At 36.8% G+C, this 18,452-nt stretch carries 16 protein-coding genes; 6 read left to right on the top strand and 10 right to left on the bottom strand.

The annotated features are described in order from the left end of the window. Positions 1-57 precede the first annotated feature (57 nt). From MQE36_RS05155 to MQE36_RS05145, 3 genes are all read left to right on the top strand, one after another. Positions 58-2,313: a ribonuclease R family protein gene (locus MQE36_RS05155; RefSeq protein ID WP_242938105.1), complete on the top strand. Its 2,256-nt coding sequence runs from the start codon at positions 58-60 to the stop codon at positions 2,311-2,313. Positions 2,314-2,390: 77 nt separating this feature from the next. Beyond that, positions 2,391-3,068 (top strand): head GIN domain-containing protein, encoded by a 678-nt coding sequence (locus MQE36_RS05150; protein WP_242938104.1) that lies wholly within the window; start codon positions 2,391-2,393, stop codon positions 3,066-3,068. A 118-nt stretch (positions 3,069-3,186) separates the two neighbouring features. Further along, positions 3,187-3,870 (top strand): LysE family translocator, encoded by a 684-nt coding sequence (locus tag MQE36_RS05145; RefSeq protein ID WP_242938103.1) that lies wholly within the window; start codon positions 3,187-3,189, stop codon positions 3,868-3,870. A 24-nt stretch (positions 3,871-3,894) separates the two neighbouring features. Here the strand turns inward: MQE36_RS05145 and MQE36_RS05140 are convergent, their stop codons facing one another. Next, positions 3,895-5,394, bottom strand: a complete 1,500-nt coding sequence (locus MQE36_RS05140) for a GH3 auxin-responsive promoter family protein (protein WP_242938102.1) — start codon at positions 5,392-5,394, stop codon at positions 3,895-3,897. 6 nt (positions 5,395-5,400) lie between these two features. Beyond that, positions 5,401-6,270 (bottom strand): M23 family metallopeptidase, encoded by an 870-nt coding sequence (locus tag MQE36_RS05135; RefSeq protein WP_242938101.1) that lies wholly within the window; start codon positions 6,268-6,270, stop codon positions 5,401-5,403. Between the two features lie 111 nt (positions 6,271-6,381). Between MQE36_RS05135 and MQE36_RS05130 the strand changes: the two genes are divergently transcribed. Further along, entirely contained in the window at positions 6,382-6,573 is a 192-nt protein-coding gene (locus MQE36_RS05130; protein ID WP_278286615.1) for a twin-arginine translocase TatA/TatE family subunit, read from the top strand. Positions 6,574-6,624: 51 nt separating this feature from the next. Here MQE36_RS05130 and MQE36_RS05125 read toward each other — a convergent pair whose 3' ends face one another. The 3 genes from MQE36_RS05125 to MQE36_RS05115 all read right to left on the bottom strand — a co-directional run bounded on the left by MQE36_RS05125 (position 6,625) and on the right by MQE36_RS05115 (position 10,559). Next, complete coding sequence (locus MQE36_RS05125; protein ID WP_242938100.1) at positions 6,625-7,614, bottom strand: DUF4837 family protein; 990 nt, start codon at positions 7,612-7,614, stop codon at positions 6,625-6,627. Positions 7,615-7,638: 24 nt separating this feature from the next. Then, complete coding sequence (locus tag MQE36_RS05120) at positions 7,639-9,195, bottom strand: LysM peptidoglycan-binding domain-containing protein (protein ID WP_242938099.1); 1,557 nt, start codon at positions 9,193-9,195, stop codon at positions 7,639-7,641. Between the two features lie 173 nt (positions 9,196-9,368). Continuing rightward, complete coding sequence (locus MQE36_RS05115) at positions 9,369-10,559, bottom strand: phosphoglycerate kinase (protein WP_242938098.1); 1,191 nt, start codon at positions 10,557-10,559, stop codon at positions 9,369-9,371. 195 nt (positions 10,560-10,754) lie between these two features. On the opposite strand from MQE36_RS05115, the gene MQE36_RS05110 reads away from it, so the two are divergent. Beyond that, positions 10,755-11,900 (top strand): DNA polymerase III subunit, encoded by a 1,146-nt coding sequence (locus MQE36_RS05110; protein WP_242938097.1) that lies wholly within the window; start codon positions 10,755-10,757, stop codon positions 11,898-11,900. A gap of 18 nt (positions 11,901-11,918) precedes the next feature. Next, positions 11,919-12,317, top strand: a complete 399-nt coding sequence (locus MQE36_RS05105; RefSeq protein ID WP_242938096.1) for a DoxX family protein — start codon at positions 11,919-11,921, stop codon at positions 12,315-12,317. 243 nt (positions 12,318-12,560) lie between these two features. On the opposite strand, the gene MQE36_RS05100 is transcribed toward MQE36_RS05105, so the two are convergent. The 5 genes from MQE36_RS05100 to MQE36_RS05080 form a co-directional block, all read right to left on the bottom strand. Further along, a complete protein-coding gene (locus tag MQE36_RS05100) occupies positions 12,561-13,412 on the bottom strand; it encodes a DUF4249 domain-containing protein (protein ID WP_242938095.1) in 852 nt (283 codons plus the stop codon). 11 nt (positions 13,413-13,423) lie between these two features. Beyond that, the gene (locus MQE36_RS05095; RefSeq protein ID WP_242938094.1) at positions 13,424-15,790 is read right to left on the bottom strand and encodes a TonB-dependent receptor; all 2,367 of its coding nucleotides are present in this window, start codon (positions 15,788-15,790) and stop codon (positions 13,424-13,426) included. A gap of 117 nt (positions 15,791-15,907) precedes the next feature. Then, on the bottom strand, positions 15,908-16,792 hold the full coding sequence (locus tag MQE36_RS05090; protein WP_242938093.1) for a LytTR family DNA-binding domain-containing protein: 885 nt from the start codon (positions 16,790-16,792) through the stop codon (positions 15,908-15,910). A 72-nt stretch (positions 16,793-16,864) separates the two neighbouring features. Next, on the bottom strand, positions 16,865-17,374 hold the full coding sequence (locus tag MQE36_RS05085) for an OmpH/Skp family outer membrane protein (protein WP_242938092.1): 510 nt from the start codon (positions 17,372-17,374) through the stop codon (positions 16,865-16,867). A 234-nt stretch (positions 17,375-17,608) separates the two neighbouring features. Further along, entirely contained in the window at positions 17,609-18,448 is an 840-nt protein-coding gene (locus tag MQE36_RS05080; RefSeq protein WP_242938091.1) for a class I SAM-dependent methyltransferase, read from the bottom strand. Between the last annotated feature and the right edge of the window lie 4 nt (positions 18,449-18,452).

Below are 18,452 nucleotides of genomic sequence, written 5' to 3'. Positions count from 1 at the left end.
AAAGACGACCGAATAACGTCTTTTTATTTGTAATTTACAGCAATTATAATTTTATATATGTCAAAAAGAAAGAAAAGAGCTGATAAGCAGCGGAAGGTAGAAATCACAAAAGGAATTTTTTCCGTATTAGAAAAGAATAAAAATCAGCCACTTAATTATAAACAAATAGCTTCTAAACTTGGTATAAATGATACCGGCGGAAGAAATTTATTGATTAAGCGTTTAGGCCAGTTAAAGGCCAAAGAGAAGATTGAAGAAGTAGAGAGAGGAAAGTACAGGGTTATACCATCGCAAAATTATTATACCGGTATTGTCGATATTACCGGCAGGGGAAATGCTTACGTAATATGCGATGATCTTGAAAATGACGTCTTTATTCCATCTTCCTTACTAAGCAAGGCACTTCATGGAGATGAGGTTGAAGTGTATGTGTTTCCAAGAAGAAGAGGTTCTAAAAGGCTGGAAGGTGAAATAACAAAAGTGATTAACAGAAAAAGAACCACTTTTGTCGGTATCGTACAGATGCAAAAGAACTTTGCTTTTGTAGTGCCCGGTGATTTTAGAATGTATACCGATATTTTTGTTGCCAAGAACAAAATAAACAATGCTGAGGATGGTGATAAAGTATTGGTTGAAATAACCGATTGGCCTGACAAAGCTGAATCTCCTTATGGTAAGATTATTAAAGTTTTAGGAAAGCCAGGTGAACATCAGACCGAAATGCATGCTATTCTGGCTGAATATGGATTGCCTTATGAGTTTCCGGGAGATGTAGAACATTTTGCTAATCAGTTAGATACATCCATTCAGGAAACTGAAATCAAGAAACGCCGGGATATGCGTGGAATTACGACTTTTACGATAGACCCAAGAGATGCAAAAGATTTTGACGATGCCTTATCATTTCAGGTTTTAGAGAATGGTAACTATGAAATAGGTATTCATATAGCCGATGTATCACATTATGTGCAACCGGGTTCGGTTTTAGATGATGAAGCTTATAATCGCGCTACTTCTGTATATCTGGTAGACAGGGTGGTACCCATGTTACCGGAGATTCTGTCGAATAATGCCTGTTCGTTAAGGCCTCATGAAGAGAAGTATACTTTTTCCGCCTTGTTTGAAATGGATAAAAATGCAGGAGTTATCAACCAGTGGTTTGGCAGAACAGTAACATACTCAGACCAGCGTTTTGCTTATGAAGAAGCTCAGCATATTATTGAAAACTATCACTTGTCGGAGACAGAAGGTGCGCTTAAGGTTTTTTCTAATGATGACGAGAGGTCTGCAAAAGTCATGATTCCTGAAGATTTATCGATAACGGAAAAAGAATATGAGGTAGCCCCGATGGTTTCGCTGGCCATACTCGTATTAGATGATCTGGCCAAAAAGATGCGGCACAGACGCATGGATGCCGGAGCCATATCGTTTGATAAGGTAGAGGTAAAGTTTCGTTTAAATGAAGAGAACGATCCGATGGGCGTTTATTTTAAAGAGGCTAAGGATTCTAACAAGCTTATTGAAGAATTTATGCTGTTGGCTAACCGTAAGGTGGCCGAATTTATAGGAAAGCAAAAAAAGACATTTGTTTACCGGGTGCATGACGAACCGGACGACGAAAAACTAATACAGTTAAACGGCGTAATATCACGTTTTGGGTATAGTGTTAACCTGAAGAGCAGAAAAACCATTACAAGCTCTCTAAATCAGTTACTCGAAGAAGTACAGGGTAAAAAGGAACAGAACCTCGTAGATACACTGGCCATCAGAAGTATGAGCAAGGCGGAGTACACCACAGAAAATATAGGGCATTACGGGCTGGCTTTTGATTATTACACCCATTTTACTTCTCCGATCAGACGTTATCCGGATGTAATGGTACACCGGTTGCTACAGTATTATATCGACGGTGGGGCATCTGCCAAAGAGGAAGAGTATCAAGAAAAATGCAGGCATTCTTCACAAATGGAAAGTCTGGCAGCCAATGCTGAACGGGATTCGGTAAAATATATGCAGATTAAATTTATGGAAGACCATAAGAACCAGGATTTTATCGGAGTTATTTCTGGTGTTACCGAGTGGGGTATTTATGTGGAGATCATAGAAAACAAATGCGAAGGCATGGTTAGGATAAGGGATATTAAAGACGATTATTACGTATTTGACGATCAGCAATATGCTTTGGTTGGTGAAGTAACTAAAAGCATGTATCAACTGGGTGATGAGGTGATAGTGAAAGTTAAAAATACAGATCTTATCAAGCGTCATCTTGATTTTGAATTACTTGGCAAAAAAGAAGATGTTTTAGTTTAAATATTTTTATGAACAGTTTAAACAGGCACAATAATTGTGTTCTGAAGCGTTATTTATCACATAAAAATTGTTTTAAAATGAAGAAGATATTTTCAGCACTGGTATTTTTTACAGCTATAACCGCCATTGGTCAGCATAAAATAACTAAAAATGCAGACGAGTTTTCTGAGATTAAGGTCTATGACGGAATTTCAGTTAATCTGGTAAAATCAGATGTTAACAGAATTATTATTTCCGGCGAGGATAAAGACAAGGTTGTTATTGTAAATTCCGGTAACAAACTTAAGATCCGTATGGAAATAGATAGAGTGTTCAGCGGTTATAAAACCTTTGTTGAAGTACAATACAAAGACAGAATTGAAACGATTGATGTTAATGAAAATGCCTTTATAGGTTCTAAGGATAAAATAAAACAGGAGACGCTAGAATTAAGGGCTCAGGAAGGTGGTGAAATAGACCTCGAATTAGAAGTGCTGCGCCTGAATGCAAAATCGATTACCGGTGGCGTCATTGAAACAAGAGGTACAGCTAAAAATCAGGTGGTTCGTATCAATACAGGAGGACAATACGAAGGAGACCGTTTGGTAACTGAGCAAACCGAAGTTGATGTGAATGCGGGCGGAACTGCATATGTAAATGCATCTGAGTTGGTGGAGGCTAAAGTAAGGGCAGGTGGTACCATTCGTATTTTCGGAAAACCGAAAGTTATTGATCAACAAAAATTTATAGGAGGGAAAATTATAGAACAAGAATAATTTTCTGAAAATTTTTTTAAGAAATCAGTATATTGAAAGCGATATGCTGATTTTTTTGTTTTATCTCACTATTTTTGAAAATATAAAAATATTCAGTATCCAGAAATAACCTTTTTAAATGACTCAAGACATACTTTCTGCCATTCCTTGGGGTATCTTACTTGCCTTTACTATCGGACCGGTGTTTTTTGTCTTGTTGGAAACAAGTGCATTAAAAGGATTCAGAGCTGGCCTGGCACTGGACTTTGGTGTTGTGTTAGGTGATATTTTCTTTATTTTAATCGCTTACTTCAGTACAAACAAAATATTGGAAAGATTAAAGGACGAACCTGCTCTTTTTATTTTTGGGGGACTTATTTTAATGGCTTACGGGGTTATTTCGTTTATAAAGAACAGACGTAATTACAGAAGGGTTAAAGATGATGAACTCGATGACTTTTTACCAAAAAAAAATTACCTCAGCTTAATTTTAAAGGGATTTGTACTGAATTTTATCAATATTGGGGTTTTGGGGTTTTGGCTGGGCGTGATAATTGTTTTCGGACCTAAGCTGGATATGAACCCAAACAGGATTTTTGCCTTTATTTCCACAATATTAATTACTTATGTACTGGTTGACTGTATTAAAATATTATTAGCTAAACAGCTTAAGAATAAACTGACTCCTTACCGGATCTTCAAGATCAAAAGAGTAATTAGTATTGTTTTAATGTTTTTCGGTTTTGCATTAATCGTGCAGGGATTTTTTCCGAATGAAAAGGAAAAATTAAAAGATGCTATAGAAGATATCAGAAACCGTTAACTGCTTATTTTAAATAAACGAGCATTAGTTTATGATAAAATCCATAAGGCCGTCTGCCAGTTTCCTGTCATTTGATAAACGCTGAACTTTATTCTGACCTCCTAGTTTTCCGATAGATTTCATATATGAGGTAAAGCCGGCTTCTCTTACCCTGGTGATTTTTAGTGTCTGGAGAATATTGCCTTGTATCAGATCGAAATAATAACTGTTTTGTCTTTGTAAAGCTTCATCAATAATCTTGGCGAATAATTTAAGATCTTCAGGTTCATTTTCAAATTCTATGAACCATTCGTGATATGGTAACTCATTTCCTTCAGGATTTATCTGAGGTGCCACCGTAAATTCGTTTATCCGGGCATTAGATGCATTTAAGGCTTCGTTTAACGCCTCTTCTACCTCTTTGGCTATAACGTGTTCCCCAAAGGCGGAAATAAAGTGTTTAACACGTCCGCTGACAATTACCCGGTAAGGATCGGTTGAAGTAAACTGTACCGTATCTCCCAGGTTATAACCCCACAGCCCGGCATTGGTAGAAATAATCATCACATAATTGATTCCTGTTTCCACATTTTTAATAGTGTAGCGTTTTGGGTTTTCCCCGAAAAATTCATCAGCTTTTATAAATTCATAGAATATTCCTGAATCTAATAAAAGCAACATTCCCCTTTTTTTCTGAGAATCCTGAAAGGCAAAAAAACCTTCACTGGCCGGAAACAGTTCAATACTGTCTACACTCCTTCCTATCAGGTTTTCAAATTTTGACCGGTAAGGTTCATAATTCACCCCACCATAAATAAACAACTGAAAATTCTTAAAAATATCGCCTACCTTTTTATTTGTTTTTGCTTGTAAACGTTCAAAGTACATTTGAACCCATGAGGGGATACCGCTGATAACGGTCATATCTTCCTTAAGGGTTTCTTTAACAATAGCATCTACTTTGGTTTCCCAATCGTCAATACAATTGGTTTCCCAACTTGGCATTCTGTTTTTTTGTAGATATTTTGGAATGTAATGAGCCACGATACCTGAAAGCCTGCCTAATTTAATACCGTTTTCTTCTTTTAGAACAGGACTTCCCTGTAAAAAGATCATCTTACCATTAACGAAGCCTGCTTTCTTGGTTTCGTGTATATAACATAAAATAGCATTTCTGGCCGCTTCAATATGATAAGGCATTGATGCCTTGGTAATCGGGATGTATTTGGCACCGGAAGTTGTACCCGAAGTTTTAGCAAAGTACAGGGGTTTTCCCGGCCAGAGAATATTCTCTTGTCCTTTTACCACTTTATCAACATAAGGGCGCAAGGCTTCATAATCTCTTACAGGTACTCGTTTTGTATAATCATCGTGATTATTGATACTTATAAAATTATGATCTTTTCCGAATTCAGTAGCTGTAGCTGTAGCAACCAGATCCTGAAAAACTTTTTCCTGTGCCTGAACCGGATTTCGGGACCACTTCTGTATTTTTTTATGTACTCTTTTGGCAAATATTCTGGCAGCAAATGCTTTTATAGACATAGTCAATTATTCAAAATCAATATATTCTTGTGGATTAACGGGATTACCTTCGCTCCATAATTCAAAATGTAAATGGGGTCCGGTAGTCAGTTCGCCGGTATTACCGATATTGGCGATAACCTCTCCCGATTTAACCAAATCCCCTTGCCTTTTTGTTAGGGTAGCGTTGTGTTTGTATACGGATATCAGACCATACCCGTGTTCTAATATAATAACATGCCCGGTTTCAGCTGTCCACTCTGAAAATATAACGGTACCGTCAGCTACTGATTTTACAGGACTGCCTTCCGGTGCAACTATATCAACAGCAAAGTGTTTTTCTTTTACATTGTAAGTATTTGTAATAGTTCCTTTAATGGGTGGAAACAATACAAAATCCATACTTGATGAAGCAGTTTCAAACACATTGTATTTATCTTCATGAGCAACTTCTGCTCGAAGTAAAGAATCTTGCTTGTTTGGCAGTAAATTTAAACTGGAAGTATCTTTTTTAAATTCTTCAAACAGGGAGTCCTTATCCATTTTCTCCATTTTGATATCACCCCTTAATACTTGTTGAATTCTTTCAAAATAAATTTCATTGGATGAAAGACGACTTTCTAATGAATCGACTTCAAAAGCCAAACGTGTAGCCTTTTGTTTTAAAGCAGTCGAAGCATATCCCGGGATGTACTCCCTAAGAGGGGTAAATGCTATAAGCATAGTGGTAATGGCAATTAAAAAAATAGCAAACAGCGTACCAATGACAAATACATTGAGCCTGTTCAGTTTAAGCGAAAACCGTTCTTCAAAAGTATCTTCGTTTAAAACTACAAGCCTGTATTTATGAAGTAACTTTTTCTTTAATTGTTTTCTTTTGCTTTTCTTTTTTTCCATCTGGAAACAAATATAGTTTTTTAAACTTTCTATTTATCCTAAAATATTCTCAAATAACGTCGGTATTAAAGTTTTCTTATTACCTTTGTTTTAATAAAATTACGAATCAAGATGTTTGGATTACAAATTTTTCTAGGAATGATAGGTTGGCCACAAATAGCTATTATAGTGGTCGTTGTTTTATTATTATTTGGTGGAAAGAAAATACCGGAATTAATGAGAGGCCTTGGTAGTGGTATAAAAGAATTTAAAGACGCTACTAAAAATGAAGATGAAGATAATAAGATAGAAGAAAAGAAATAAGTTCTGCTATAAATAAAAAACCTCGCTATTTAGCGAGGTTTTTTTATGAGGTTAAATATGACCTTTCTTTTCTATTTTCAGGGTTTTCAGTATAGATTCTAACTGAAACATATAATCTCTTTTATCGGTTGAAGGCGCAAAGGTAAAGCCTTCTAAAACCAATGTGCGGTCATTTAGCGGATCTTTTACGATATAGTTAATAAACGGGCCGGCCATAAAGAAGTTTTTTACCTCCCACATTCCTTTGGTCTCAATAGCTTCATAGCCATTAATATTTGCATCAAAGACATATGGGGCATAAGCTTGTTCGGTGATCATCCACATGGTTTCAGGATCTCTTCCGGGTACGTATTTTTTACCAATGGAATCGCGCATTTTTATAATTTCATCAACGCGCGAACTGTCTTTAGGATAGTAATCCTTAGGCATTTCATAAACGATAATGTTCATGGTACCTTTCGGGATTTGACGTTCTATCCAGAAGAAATTTTCCTCTTCTTTTACAATTTTATAAACTGAAGGAATGGTTAGCGAAACGCCGAGTTTATCTTTCAGGTCAGTTTCTTTATTGAGAGATTGTTTAAATCTGTTCTGGCTTTCTTTAAGATCGTTTTCTTTAAAAACATCTATTATTTTGGGAGCGTTATCTTTTATAGCGGCAATAATGCTTTCTGAAGTACTTCCCTTAATAAAGGCAACCTTTTGAGGCTTGGCATACACATCATCTTTTAAGGTAGTAACATTAGAAGAATCTTGGACTACATAAAGTATGTTTCTGCTGTTTCTGGCAAAATCCGTAAATATTTCAGGTGGCATTTGATGAATTGTGAACAAAGGTTCTTCCCAGGGTAATCCGTCTACAGGTGCAGCAAAATAGTCTCTTATTTCGTCACCGACATCACCTTTCCATAAGGTATTATCAATCACTACAGACAATGTATTGATAGCTCCTACCGATTGTGGTAAATATTTCCCGGAGCTTTTCTCTTTACAGGAAAGAATTAATACTCCTGCAGCAATTAATACAAGGATTTTTTTCATTTTATATTTCGATTTAGCTTAGGTTTAACATTGGCATAATTTAATTTTCATGCCTGGTTTTAAACTTTTACCGCTAATATCGTTCCAATCTTGTAAGTTTTTAACAGAAATTCCCGGAAATTTATTCGCAATTCCCCAGAGAGTGTCACCTTTTCTAACTACATATTCTTTTAAACCACTAGTGTTCACAGTGCTTTTACTACTTGAAGTCTTCTTTACAGCTACCGGTTTTTTAGGATAAATTTTTAGTCGCTGACCAACCCTGATGGTATTACTCCTTAAACCGTTCCAACGTTTAATTTCACTAACACGTACTCCATAGCGTTGGGCTATCTTGCCTAAAACATCTCCATTCCTTACCCTGTGCGTAACCTGTGAATCCATTTTAAAGAGTTGAGGTAAAGGTTTTTCCTTTTTGGCAAGTTCTTCATCAATATGTTTATAAATGGCTTTCTCGTTGGCCACAAATTTGCCTATATCTTTGGTTGGCAACCTTAAAACATGAACCTGGTCTTCGATATATGGAATGACATCTATTTTATAGGAAGGGTTAAAGAACTGGACTTCTTCTACGTCGATATCTATGAGTTCTGAGATCTGATCGAAGCTAATCATTTTTTTCACCTGTATGGTATCTGTTTCAAAATAAGCCACCTCTCCTCTCGGATCTACTTTAAAGCCATGTTCTTCTGCATATTCAAATATATACATCATCGTTAAAAAGGCCGGTACATAACCTGCCGTTTCTCTTGGGAGGAAAGGTCGTAAATTCCAGTAATTTTCATATCCTCCGCTTCTTCTGATGGCTTTTGACACATTTCCGGGTCCGGAATTATAGGCTGCCAAAGCAAGATCCCAGTCACCAAAGATTCCATAGAGCCTGGAAAGATATTTAGATGCAGCTTCGGTTGATTGTATCGGGTCGCAACGCTCGTCTACATAACTGTTTACTTCTAAACCGTACATTCGTCCCGTTTGAAACATAAATTGCCATAATCCGGTAGCACCCACCCTTGATTTAGCCTTTGGATTTAATGCCGATTCTACTATAGACAGGTACTTCATTTCCAACGGGATATCATTTCTATCCAGTTCTTCTTCAAAAAGCGGAAAGTAAAAACTGCTTTTATTGATCATGCGTTGAATAAACCCTCTTCTGTTCTTTAAGAACATTTTGATAACACTTTCAAGAGCAGGATTGTAAGCTACATTAAAAGGTGTTTTCTGATTTAGTTTTTCAAGTCGTTTTTTAAGGGTATCGGTACTTAGTTCTTTATATTCAACTTCTTCGTAGTTTAAATGACTTATGTCATTATACAGGGTGTCAAAAAGTTCTGATTCATATAGCTCCTGCAACCAAAGGCTGTCGTACTTTGCCGCAGTTTCATGGTCTTTTAACTGATAGCGGCCTTCAGCCTTTAATAACTTTTTTATTTCATCGGAAATAGAATCACGGGATGTTTCTACGCTTATTTCTTTTTGATTTTTTCCAATTGTATCAGGTTGTTGAACCTTTGTCGGTTCCTGCGAAAACATCATAAATGGCGTAAAACAGCCTATCAATATCAAAATCCTTTTCATCGTTCAGTAATAATTTATTTAGAAAATAAATGGAATTTGCCAAAAATCGCATTTTTTTGGTTATTTAGCTGTTTCCAAATGTTAAAATACATGTAAAGTGATGTGATAACTGACTTAATAAAAAAGCGATACCCAAAAAGGCATCGCTTTTAAATATGTTATTTTGGCTTTTTTTAGTCTAATATGGCAGCTATACCCGGTAATTTTTTACCTTCCAGGCTTTCGAGCATTGCACCACCACCTGTCGAAACGTAGCTTACTTTATTTTCAAAGCCGAATTTCTTAACCGCAGCAACAGAGTCACCCCCTCCCACTAAAGAAAAGGCTCCATTTTGAGTAGCTTCATCTATGAAATTACCGACGGCAATAGTTCCCTTGGCAAAGCTTCCCATTTCAAAGACACCGACAGGACCATTCCATAAAATGGTCTTTGATTGATAGATTACCTTTTTAAAGTTTTCAAGAGTAATCGGACCGGCATCCAACCCTTGCCATCCGTCCGGAATTTTATCTACATCAACAACCTGTGTATTTGCAGTGTTGCTAAAATCATCTGCAGCAATAACATCGACAGGAATATGGATTTCAACACCTTTCTTTTTAGCTTCGGCCAATATATTTAGGGCAAGTTCCTGCTTATCGTCTTCACAAATAGAATCACCTACCTTACCTCCTTGAGCTTTTACAAAAGTATAGGTCATGCCCCCGCCAATGATTAAATGATCTACTTTATCCAGGATGTTTTCTATAATAGTGATTTTAGATGATACCTTGGCACCGCCAAGTATGGCTGTTATTGGTTTTTCGCCTGTTTTGAGTACTTTCTCGATAGCATCTATTTCTTTAGCCATTAGATAGCCAAAGCACTTATTATCATCAAAAAACTGAGCAATAATAGCAGTTGATGCATGTGCCCTGTGAGCAGTCCCGAAAGCATCATTTACATATACATCACCGAGTTTTGATAATTTTTCAGCAAAATCCCTGTCCCCTTTTTCTTCTTCACTATGAAAGCGGAGGTTTTCCAGTAAAAGGATTTCTCCGGACTTTAAATTAGCGACAGCTTCTTCCGTTTTAACACCTACACAATCTTCTACAAATTTTACTTTAACTCCTAAAGTGTCAGATACCTTATTGACTATGTGTTCCATAGACATAGCCGGATGAACTTGACCTTTGGGACGACCCAGGTGGCTCATTAGAACAGCACTTCCTCCATCTTCTAATATTTTTATGATGGTTGGTCTTGCAGCTTCAATTCTGGTGGCATCGGTTACGTTAAATTCAGTATCCAGTGGAACATTAAAATCTACTCTGATCAGAGCTTTCTTACCTGAAAAGTTAAAATTGTCAATTGTCTTCATACAGATTATGTTATTGAAGCCCAAAGTTAACTATTTATTGATTGATGAGAAATCCGATTTCTTTTAAATCGTTAAATATCTCACTAATTTGTTGTATTCATTATTTTTGGTGTGGAAATAAGAAAAATTTGCAAGCATTATTGTATTCTTATAAAATTCTTCATCTTTGCTTTATTCAAGTTTTATCATTACCAAATGTTGTTTTCAGAAATATTAGGGCAGGCTCACATTAAAAAACATTTAGTTTACAGTGCAGATCATGGCCGTATACCGCATGCACAACTATTTATCGGTCCCGAAGGAAGTGGTACTTTACCTTTGGCCATAGCATATGCCCAGTATATTTTATGTGCTAATAATGATGGTGAGAATAATACAGGAAACAGTTCCTGTAATATGAAGTTCAATAACCTTTCACATCCTGACCTGCATTTTGCTTTTCCGGTGGCGGGTACAAACAAAGTGAAACAGCATCCGGTAAGCAACCATTTTTTAGAAGAATGGAGAACCTTTGTAAAGGAACAGCCTTATGGTAATCTGTTTGACTGGTATCAGTTATTGGGAATAGAAAATAAGCAAGGCCAGATAGGGGTCGATGAAGCCCAGGATATTGTTAAATCGCTGTCTTTAAAAGCTTATGAAGGAGGATATAAGGTCATGATTATATGGATGGCAGATAAAATGAATATTGCGGCGTCTAATAAATTACTGAAACTCATTGAAGAACCACCTCATAAAACCTTGTTTTTGCTTATTGCTGAAGACGAAGAACAAATTATACAAACCATTAAATCAAGATGTCAGATACTCCATTTCCCCCCTTTGGCAGAACAAGATATTGTGACGGCTTTAGAACACAGAGGTATAGAAATCAATGAAGCTGTCAGGATAGCCCATCAGGCTAATGGTAATTTCAATAAAGCTATTGATCTTGTAAATAAAGACTCGGAAGATCTGGTTTTTGAACGTTGGTTTATTGCCTGGGTACGCAGTGCTTTTAAAGCTAAAGGAAACAAGAAAGTTATACACGATCTGATTAACTGGAGTGAGGAAGTAGCCAAAACAGGCAGAGAAACCCAGAAAAAGTTTTTAAATTACTGTCTCGATGTATTCAGGCAGGCACTGTTGCTTAATTACAAGGCTGATGAACTGGTTTATATGGAAATGACAAATGATGGTTTTAAACTTGAAAAATTTGCTCCTTTTGTACACGGGAATAATATAATGGAGATTTCGAAAGAAATACAAGATGCCGCATATCATATTGAAAGAAATGGGAATGCGAAGATTATTTTTACGGACTTATCTATTAAACTAACCAGGCTATTGCATAAAAAATAACACACTAAAATTTATAAAATGCACAATCTTACATCAAATACTACAGAGATCCTGCTTTTACTTTTTTTGATTATTACCTTCGGACAAAGCGGATATGATAAAATTGCCGACTGGAAAGGAAATGTAAGTTGGCTTAAACAACATTTTGCGAATACCTTTTTAAAAAATTATGTTCCGTTGGCTGTCTTTAAAATTTTAGTGATTGAACTCATAGCAACAGTTTTATGTGTTGTTGGAATTTTTGAGCTTATTAGCAGCAATGATCCTACTTTTGCTATGTGGGGAGCTATAGTGTCTTGTCTGGCACTGCTTGCACTGTTATTCGGTCAAAGAATAGCAAAGGATTACGATGGGGCCAGAACGATAGCTATTTATTTTATGGTAGCTGTTTTTGCTGTCTATTTACTCGCTAAGTGAAATTTAATACCGGTATAACTATCAGGAGTTGCCGACCTGTCCTTGTGAAATGTTACTGAAGGAATTTCACGGAATCTGTATTGAAATGGTTTGCCCATGCGCGAGCTGGCTCCGAGGTAGTTTACCTGATAAATAATCCGTTACTTACCGTTAAATGTAAGGTCGGGTATGATCAGGACTTTATATCAAAGCAACCACACCCGACGAATAACACCTAAAATTTATAATAAATCAATCAACACTTTAATTAAATGTATAGACAGCCTTACTTACCTGGGTCAACCTGAAATAGCCTAGGGCCTGATTCTTTGGATTTGTGGTATTGATTACATTCCCCTTTAAGGCAGCGGGTATGGCCGAAAAAGGATCTCCGGCAACTTCGCTTTGCTCGATAAGTATGGCCATATAATTGTGGTAACGCTCAGAGATTCCGTACAGAGAGATATATACCTTGTCGCCTGGAATAAAAGGTTTCCGGTTGATGTCTTCATCGTCTTCTTTTTCAAAGAAGTCCTTTTTCAGGTTTCCATTTGAAAACTCATCATTATCAACTTCTAATTCCGGAAACAGATCTCCTTCTTCTATGTACCTGATCAAATAGTAATTTGTTTCATCTTCCGGATCCTGAAAGCTGATGTTTACTTCCAGATGTTCATCGTCAAAACCCCCTTCTTTGCTCTGGTATACAGATGCAATATCAACTCCTTTTGTCATGGTTTCGGTTGCTGTATACACTTCGTTATTATGTATAACTTCCAGAGAATAGGTGGCTTCCAGTTGTGGTATAAATCCGTTTGTAGTATAGGAACCGTCGTTGTTATCCGTAAATGTAAACGTTTCATTATTGGTGTTGTCAGTGATTTTTACAGTAGCACCGGTTACGGGTTCATTTTTATTTTCTGCAAAATAAGGAGTAGTAGTACTTAACAGTATCGTTTGTTGGCTGCCGTCTGTCCCCTTTTCCCAATCAATTGAGGCTTCCACGACCAACCGTGCAGCTGCTGTAGGAACATCGACATCTATGACGTCTGTACAAGCGGTCAATGTAGCCGAAACAATAATTATGTTTATGAGTGTTTTATATATAGATTTCATGGATATGCTGTTTAAAAAGTGAAATTATAGGTTACTGATGGTACAATACCAAAGATTGCCGTACGGGTGGCTTCATTTGTTCCGTTCTTTCTGTTCTGACCAAAGGTAATTGATGCGGCATTTTTGCGATTATACAAGTTATAGATGCCAAACACCCATTCACCTTTCCATCTTTTTGCAGGTTTTCTGTTAGGTACATAGGTGGCTGAAATATCAATTCTGTGATATGAAGGCAACCGGTTTTTATTCCTGAGTCCGTAGTTTGCGATCGACAAACCTTCGTATTGATATTGGCTATCTGGATATGTGACCGGACGCCCTGTCTGGAAGATAAAATTTGTACCAAGACTCCATTTGTCATTCAGTTTGTAATTTGTTGTCAAGGAAATATCATGTGTTCTGTCATAGCCTGTATAATACCATTCTCCGCTATTAATACCTGGTCCGCCGGCAATGCCTCCCGGGGTTTGTTGTTCTGATTTAGAAAGTGTGTATGCCAGCCATCCGGTCAGCGAACCCTGATTCTTTTTGAGCAACATTTCTAACCCGTAGGCTCTCGATTTGCCATGTAGTATTTCTGTTTCGATGGTATTGTTTCCTATCAGATTGGATCCGTCTATATAGTCAATTCTATTCTTAACATCTTTGTAATAAGCTTCAAGCTCAAAGGCATATGCATTATTATCAATTTCTTTAAATACCCCTATAGCGTATTGATCCGACAATTGCGGTTTTATATATTTTCCGCTTGGAGCCCATACATCTACCGGCGTGGCTGAGGTCGTATTGGATATCAAATGCAGGTATTGTGCAGCCCTTGAATAACCTGCTTTTATTGCTGTTGACTCATTGACCTGGTACGCTAACCCGATTCTGGGTTCAAAATTTGTGAAAGCAGCAATATTTTCTCCTTTTTTATAAGAGGTTTCAGAAATGGGGGTTCCTTCTTCATAAATACCCAGTTGCTCATTGTAAACAACAGGTTGGTCGTTTGCATAATGGGTCAGTGTCTGTCCTCCGAGACGATTAAAAAAGCTTGTTCGCAATCCATACGAAACGGTTAGCTTATCAGAAAGTGTATGATCTGCACTAACGTATAATGCATTTTCCAAGGCTCTTTTTTCATCGAGTTTAAGATAGTTGATCTCTGAGGTTTCATTAGTTGGTTTTACTTCGCCTGTATCAAAATTATAATGAATGCTGCTCAGACCGAAATTGAGTTTTATATTGGGAGAAGCATAATACTTAAGGTCGTATTTAATGTTGTAATTATGTATACTCGAAACCCAGTCCAACCCAATAAAATCCAATATTACCTGGTAGTCGTATTTGCTGTATATAAGAGACAGGTTGGAAAAGAGCTTTTCATTAAAAATATGGTTCCAGCGTAAATTGCCCGAGAGGTTACCGTAATTGTTTTCAATCGCATTCCCTAATTCAAAGAAGTCCCTGCCGAAGTACCCCGATAAATACAGTTTGTTGTTTTTATTAAGCTGGTAATTGGTTTTAAAATTTAAATCGTAAAAACCGGCCAGATTATCCTGATCGGCAGCTTTTAAGAACAGGTGCGCATACGAGCTTCGCCCTGCAATCAGAAACGAACTCTTTTCTTTCTTTATGGGTCCCTGGGCTGCTATTCTGCTTGAAATAAGACCAATTCCCCCATCAAGTTGAAAATTCTTATTGTTACCGTCTTTCTGATAGATGTCCAAAACAGACGATACCCTGCCCCCATACTGTGCCGGGATGTTTCCTTTGTAGAGATTTAAATTCTTGATGGCATCTGCGTTGAATACCGAAAAGAAGCCAAAGAGATGAGATGTATTATAGATAATAGCTTCGTCTAACAGCACCAGGTTTTGATCTACAGCACCACCCCTTACATTAAAGCCGACAGTTCCTTCTCCGCTGTTGGTAACTCCCGGAAGTAATTGTATAGATTTTAATACATCCACCTCACCAAGCACGACAGGTATCTGTTTGATTGTTTTTGTACTCATCTTGCTTATACTCATTTTCGGAGACCGCAAGCTTATTTTATCGGTTTCTTTGGCAACGACTTCAACTTCGTTGAGTTGTGTAGACGATGCTTTGAGTTCGATATTAAGCTTTTTATTTGCATCGATATTTACCGGCAACTGCATTTCTGTATACCCTATATACGAGACGACGAGTGTATAGCTGCCTGATGGAGCTGTTAACGAGTAAAACCCATACTCGTTCGTTGTAACGCCATAGGTAGTATTGAGTAGATACAAATTGGCACCCAGTAAAGTTTCACCGTTTTCAGCATCTTTAATGGTACCACTTAAGGTGTACTCTTGTGCAAGCAAGTGGTTGCCAACACAGATAATCAGTAAAAAAAAGATTTTTCTCATTGTAATTATGTGATTGATGATCGTTTTTGTTTACCGCAAAGTAACATCGCTTTCTTATGGTATGGTAAGTGTTCAGACTGCAATGGAGTGAATGATATAGATTTTGGAGTGAACGATCTAGGATTTTATTTCTTCTTTGATTTGCATTAGATATGATTTCGATACCGGAATATTTATTTTTTGTACGTGTTCAATAACCACTGCGTAAGCACCGCCTTTTTTTTGCAAATAATTTACATTTATCAGGTTTACGAGGTAGGATCTGTGACACCGCTTAATGGGTAGCATTGCAAAACGTTCTTCCAGACTTTTAAGACGGGTTCTTATGATTCTTTTTTTAAGCTCGTTGTTAGATACGTAATGAACCAGGACATACTGATTACTTGCTTCGGCATATAGAAACTGATCGAGTCTTATAGAGAGTTCATTGTTACCGTTTTCATCTTCTATATTCAGTAATTCTTCTGTGAGGTGTTTACGTACATTCTTTTTATAACTTACAAGCTGATTTTCTAATTCACGTATTTCTTTAGACAGGGTTTGGATGTTTTCGTAAACAATGCAGAACATAAAAGGAAACAAGAGCAGAACGATAGCTCTGAACACATTTTTAAGCTGAAATACGATCGTGAGTTCTTCTTCAAAATCATTTCCCAAATCGGGAATAACAAACGACAGCCCGAAATAGATCATAGCGATCAGAACGGCCTCAAAAAGAAACCATAGGGCATATTTCTTTATACTAACCTGCCTGATATTGAAAAGAGGACGTAGTACGAACTGCGATAAGGAAATCCCTATAAAGGTACTTACCATAATCCCTTGAAAAAACAACACGATATTAAGGATGGAGTTTTGAGGGTTTACCATTTCGGTATTCAATCCATATGGCTGAAACAACAGTAAAAAGACTTGAGTAAATAGGGAAGCCGTTATTACATAAGTAAGTTTAGCTTTTCTGGTCGCTAAATAATTAAAAGGCATCTGTAATACCGAGTTCATGTGTGATATTTTGGTTTTGAAAAATAAAAAAAGCGCTGATTTATCAGCGCTTTTAAAATGTTAAGATTCTCTTTACTTTTTGTAACCGTCGTTAAGGGCCTGTAATATTTCTTCAGTGATATCTTTGGTTTCGTCACCATAAAGTACGCTACCCGCTTCGTTAGCTCCTAAGATAAAGGTATAGCCGTTATCTTTTCCGTAATCCTTGATAAAGGATCTCACTTTTTTGATCAGGCTGTCGATTTCTTTCTGGCTTTCCTGAGATAATTGTTGCTCTTCCATCTGGAGCTGTTGCCCCATGGCTTGTCTCTTTTGTAACAAAACATTATATTTTTCCTGGGCTACCTTTTGCGATAACCTTTTTGCTTCAGATTCAAAAGCCTGAGCTTCTCCCTGAAACGCTCTTGAAAGACTATCAGCTTTTTTATCGAAGACCTCTATTTTAGTTTTAAATTTAGCTTCGATATCTTTTTTCTCCTGATATTCATTTATAACTTTTGTGTTATCAATATAAGCCACTTTATCTTGTTGGCAGGAAATAAAACCGGCGGCCATAACAATACCTAATACAATTTTTTTCATTTTTCTTTAATTTATGTTCTTCTTTAAGTTTTCAGATGCACAGCAAAAATAGAAAAGTTGCCGTCATATCTGTAAAATTATTTGGTATTTATATTTTTTATCATAAGTCGCGAGTATCATAAGTTTAATTTATAAAAATCAACGCTGCATAAAGCGTTTTAACGGCTGTTCGTCTTTAAACAATGTAAACGGATGTTTTGTAGGGTTAAGTGTTCTGAAAAGCCCTTAAAATAATTATTTTGCCTTTTTGATGATATATATAAGCGATGAATATTCACCACTGCTATTTGCCTTCAGGTTTGAGATCATTCCTGTTAAAGCACCCCTGACAAAGCTGAGTTTTGATTTTTTATATTTTTCAGAAAGCATGCTCACATAAAAAGCATCAAAGATCATAGGTAAGATTTTTACTACAACCATTTTTTCTTCTTTAAAAAGTTTGTTTATTGATCTTTTAGAGAAATGGTGCAGGTGCCTCGGAACATCGTAGGCAGCCCAATACTCATTATAGTATTTCGCATCGTATGATTTAAAATTTGGAACAGCGATAAATAGGGTTCCATTATCAGCTAACAACCTTGATAGAGATTTTATTTGTTCCTTAAGATCGGGCACATGTTCTAATACATGCCACATGGTTATCACATCATATTTCTTTTTTTCAACAGTTAATTCTTCAGAGACACTTACCCCCTTTTCTTTTGCTAAAAGCCTTGCTTTTTTATTGGGCTCTGTTCCGTGTACATCCCAGCCTTTTTTCTTGGCGATCAGCAAAAAGTCTCCGGTTCCGGTACCAATATCAAGCAGCGCGCCTTTACCCGGATTCGTTGCATTGATGTAACTGATTTTTTTATTGAGGTTTAAGTGTTTTATTTTTTGATATATCTTCTCGACCATACTTTTTTTAGCATCGGTATGAGATATATAGGCGTCGCTTTTATAGTATTCGTGAAGCTTGTCTAATGACGGTACCGGTTGTGTGATCAACATATCATAAGCTTCATTGTGCAGTAAGTCGAATTCTTCACCAGACACTGTATGGTCCTTACATGATAAGTATTTGGTATTGGCCATATAG

Source organism: Zhouia spongiae, from assembly GCF_022760175.1.
GTDB lineage: Bacteria > Bacteroidota > Bacteroidia > Flavobacteriales > Flavobacteriaceae > Zhouia > Zhouia spongiae.
The sequence above is the reverse complement of the archived record's forward strand: the minus strand, read 5'-3'. Positions and strand labels throughout refer to the sequence as shown.

Bases quoted from the DNA above. Each gene is read 5' to 3' on its own strand.
- MQE36_RS05100 (WP_242938095.1), bottom strand. From the start codon at position 13,412: ATGAAATCTATATATAAAACACTCATAAACATAATTATTGTTTCGGCT.
- MQE36_RS05115 (WP_242938098.1), bottom strand. From the start codon at position 10,559: ATGAAGACAATTGACAATTTTAACTTTTCAGGTAAGAAAGCTCTGATC.
- MQE36_RS05125 (WP_242938100.1), bottom strand. From the start codon at position 7,614: ATGAAAAAAATCCTTGTATTAATTGCTGCAGGAGTATTAATTCTTTCC.
- MQE36_RS05130 (WP_278286615.1), top strand. From the start codon at position 6,382: ATGTTTGGATTACAAATTTTTCTAGGAATGATAGGTTGGCCACAAATA.
- MQE36_RS05090 (WP_242938093.1), bottom strand. From the start codon at position 16,792: ATGAACTCGGTATTACAGATGCCTTTTAATTATTTAGCGACCAGAAAA.
- MQE36_RS05080 (WP_242938091.1), bottom strand. From the start codon at position 18,448: ATGGCCAATACCAAATACTTATCATGTAAGGACCATACAGTGTCTGGT.
- MQE36_RS05145 (WP_242938103.1), top strand. From the start codon at position 3,187: ATGACTCAAGACATACTTTCTGCCATTCCTTGGGGTATCTTACTTGCC.
- MQE36_RS05140 (WP_242938102.1), bottom strand. From the start codon at position 5,394: ATGTCTATAAAAGCATTTGCTGCCAGAATATTTGCCAAAAGAGTACAT.
- MQE36_RS05105 (WP_242938096.1), top strand. From the start codon at position 11,919: ATGCACAATCTTACATCAAATACTACAGAGATCCTGCTTTTACTTTTT.
- MQE36_RS05120 (WP_242938099.1), bottom strand. From the start codon at position 9,195: ATGAAAAGGATTTTGATATTGATAGGCTGTTTTACGCCATTTATGATG.
- MQE36_RS05095 (WP_242938094.1), bottom strand. From the start codon at position 15,790: ATGAGAAAAATCTTTTTTTTACTGATTATCTGTGTTGGCAACCACTTG.
- MQE36_RS05150 (WP_242938104.1), top strand. From the start codon at position 2,391: ATGAAGAAGATATTTTCAGCACTGGTATTTTTTACAGCTATAACCGCC.
- MQE36_RS05135 (WP_242938101.1), bottom strand. From the start codon at position 6,270: ATGGAAAAAAAGAAAAGCAAAAGAAAACAATTAAAGAAAAAGTTACTT.
- MQE36_RS05085 (WP_242938092.1), bottom strand. From the start codon at position 17,374: ATGAAAAAAATTGTATTAGGTATTGTTATGGCCGCCGGTTTTATTTCC.
- MQE36_RS05110 (WP_242938097.1), top strand. From the start codon at position 10,755: ATGTTGTTTTCAGAAATATTAGGGCAGGCTCACATTAAAAAACATTTA.
- MQE36_RS05155 (WP_242938105.1), top strand. From the start codon at position 58: ATGTCAAAAAGAAAGAAAAGAGCTGATAAGCAGCGGAAGGTAGAAATC.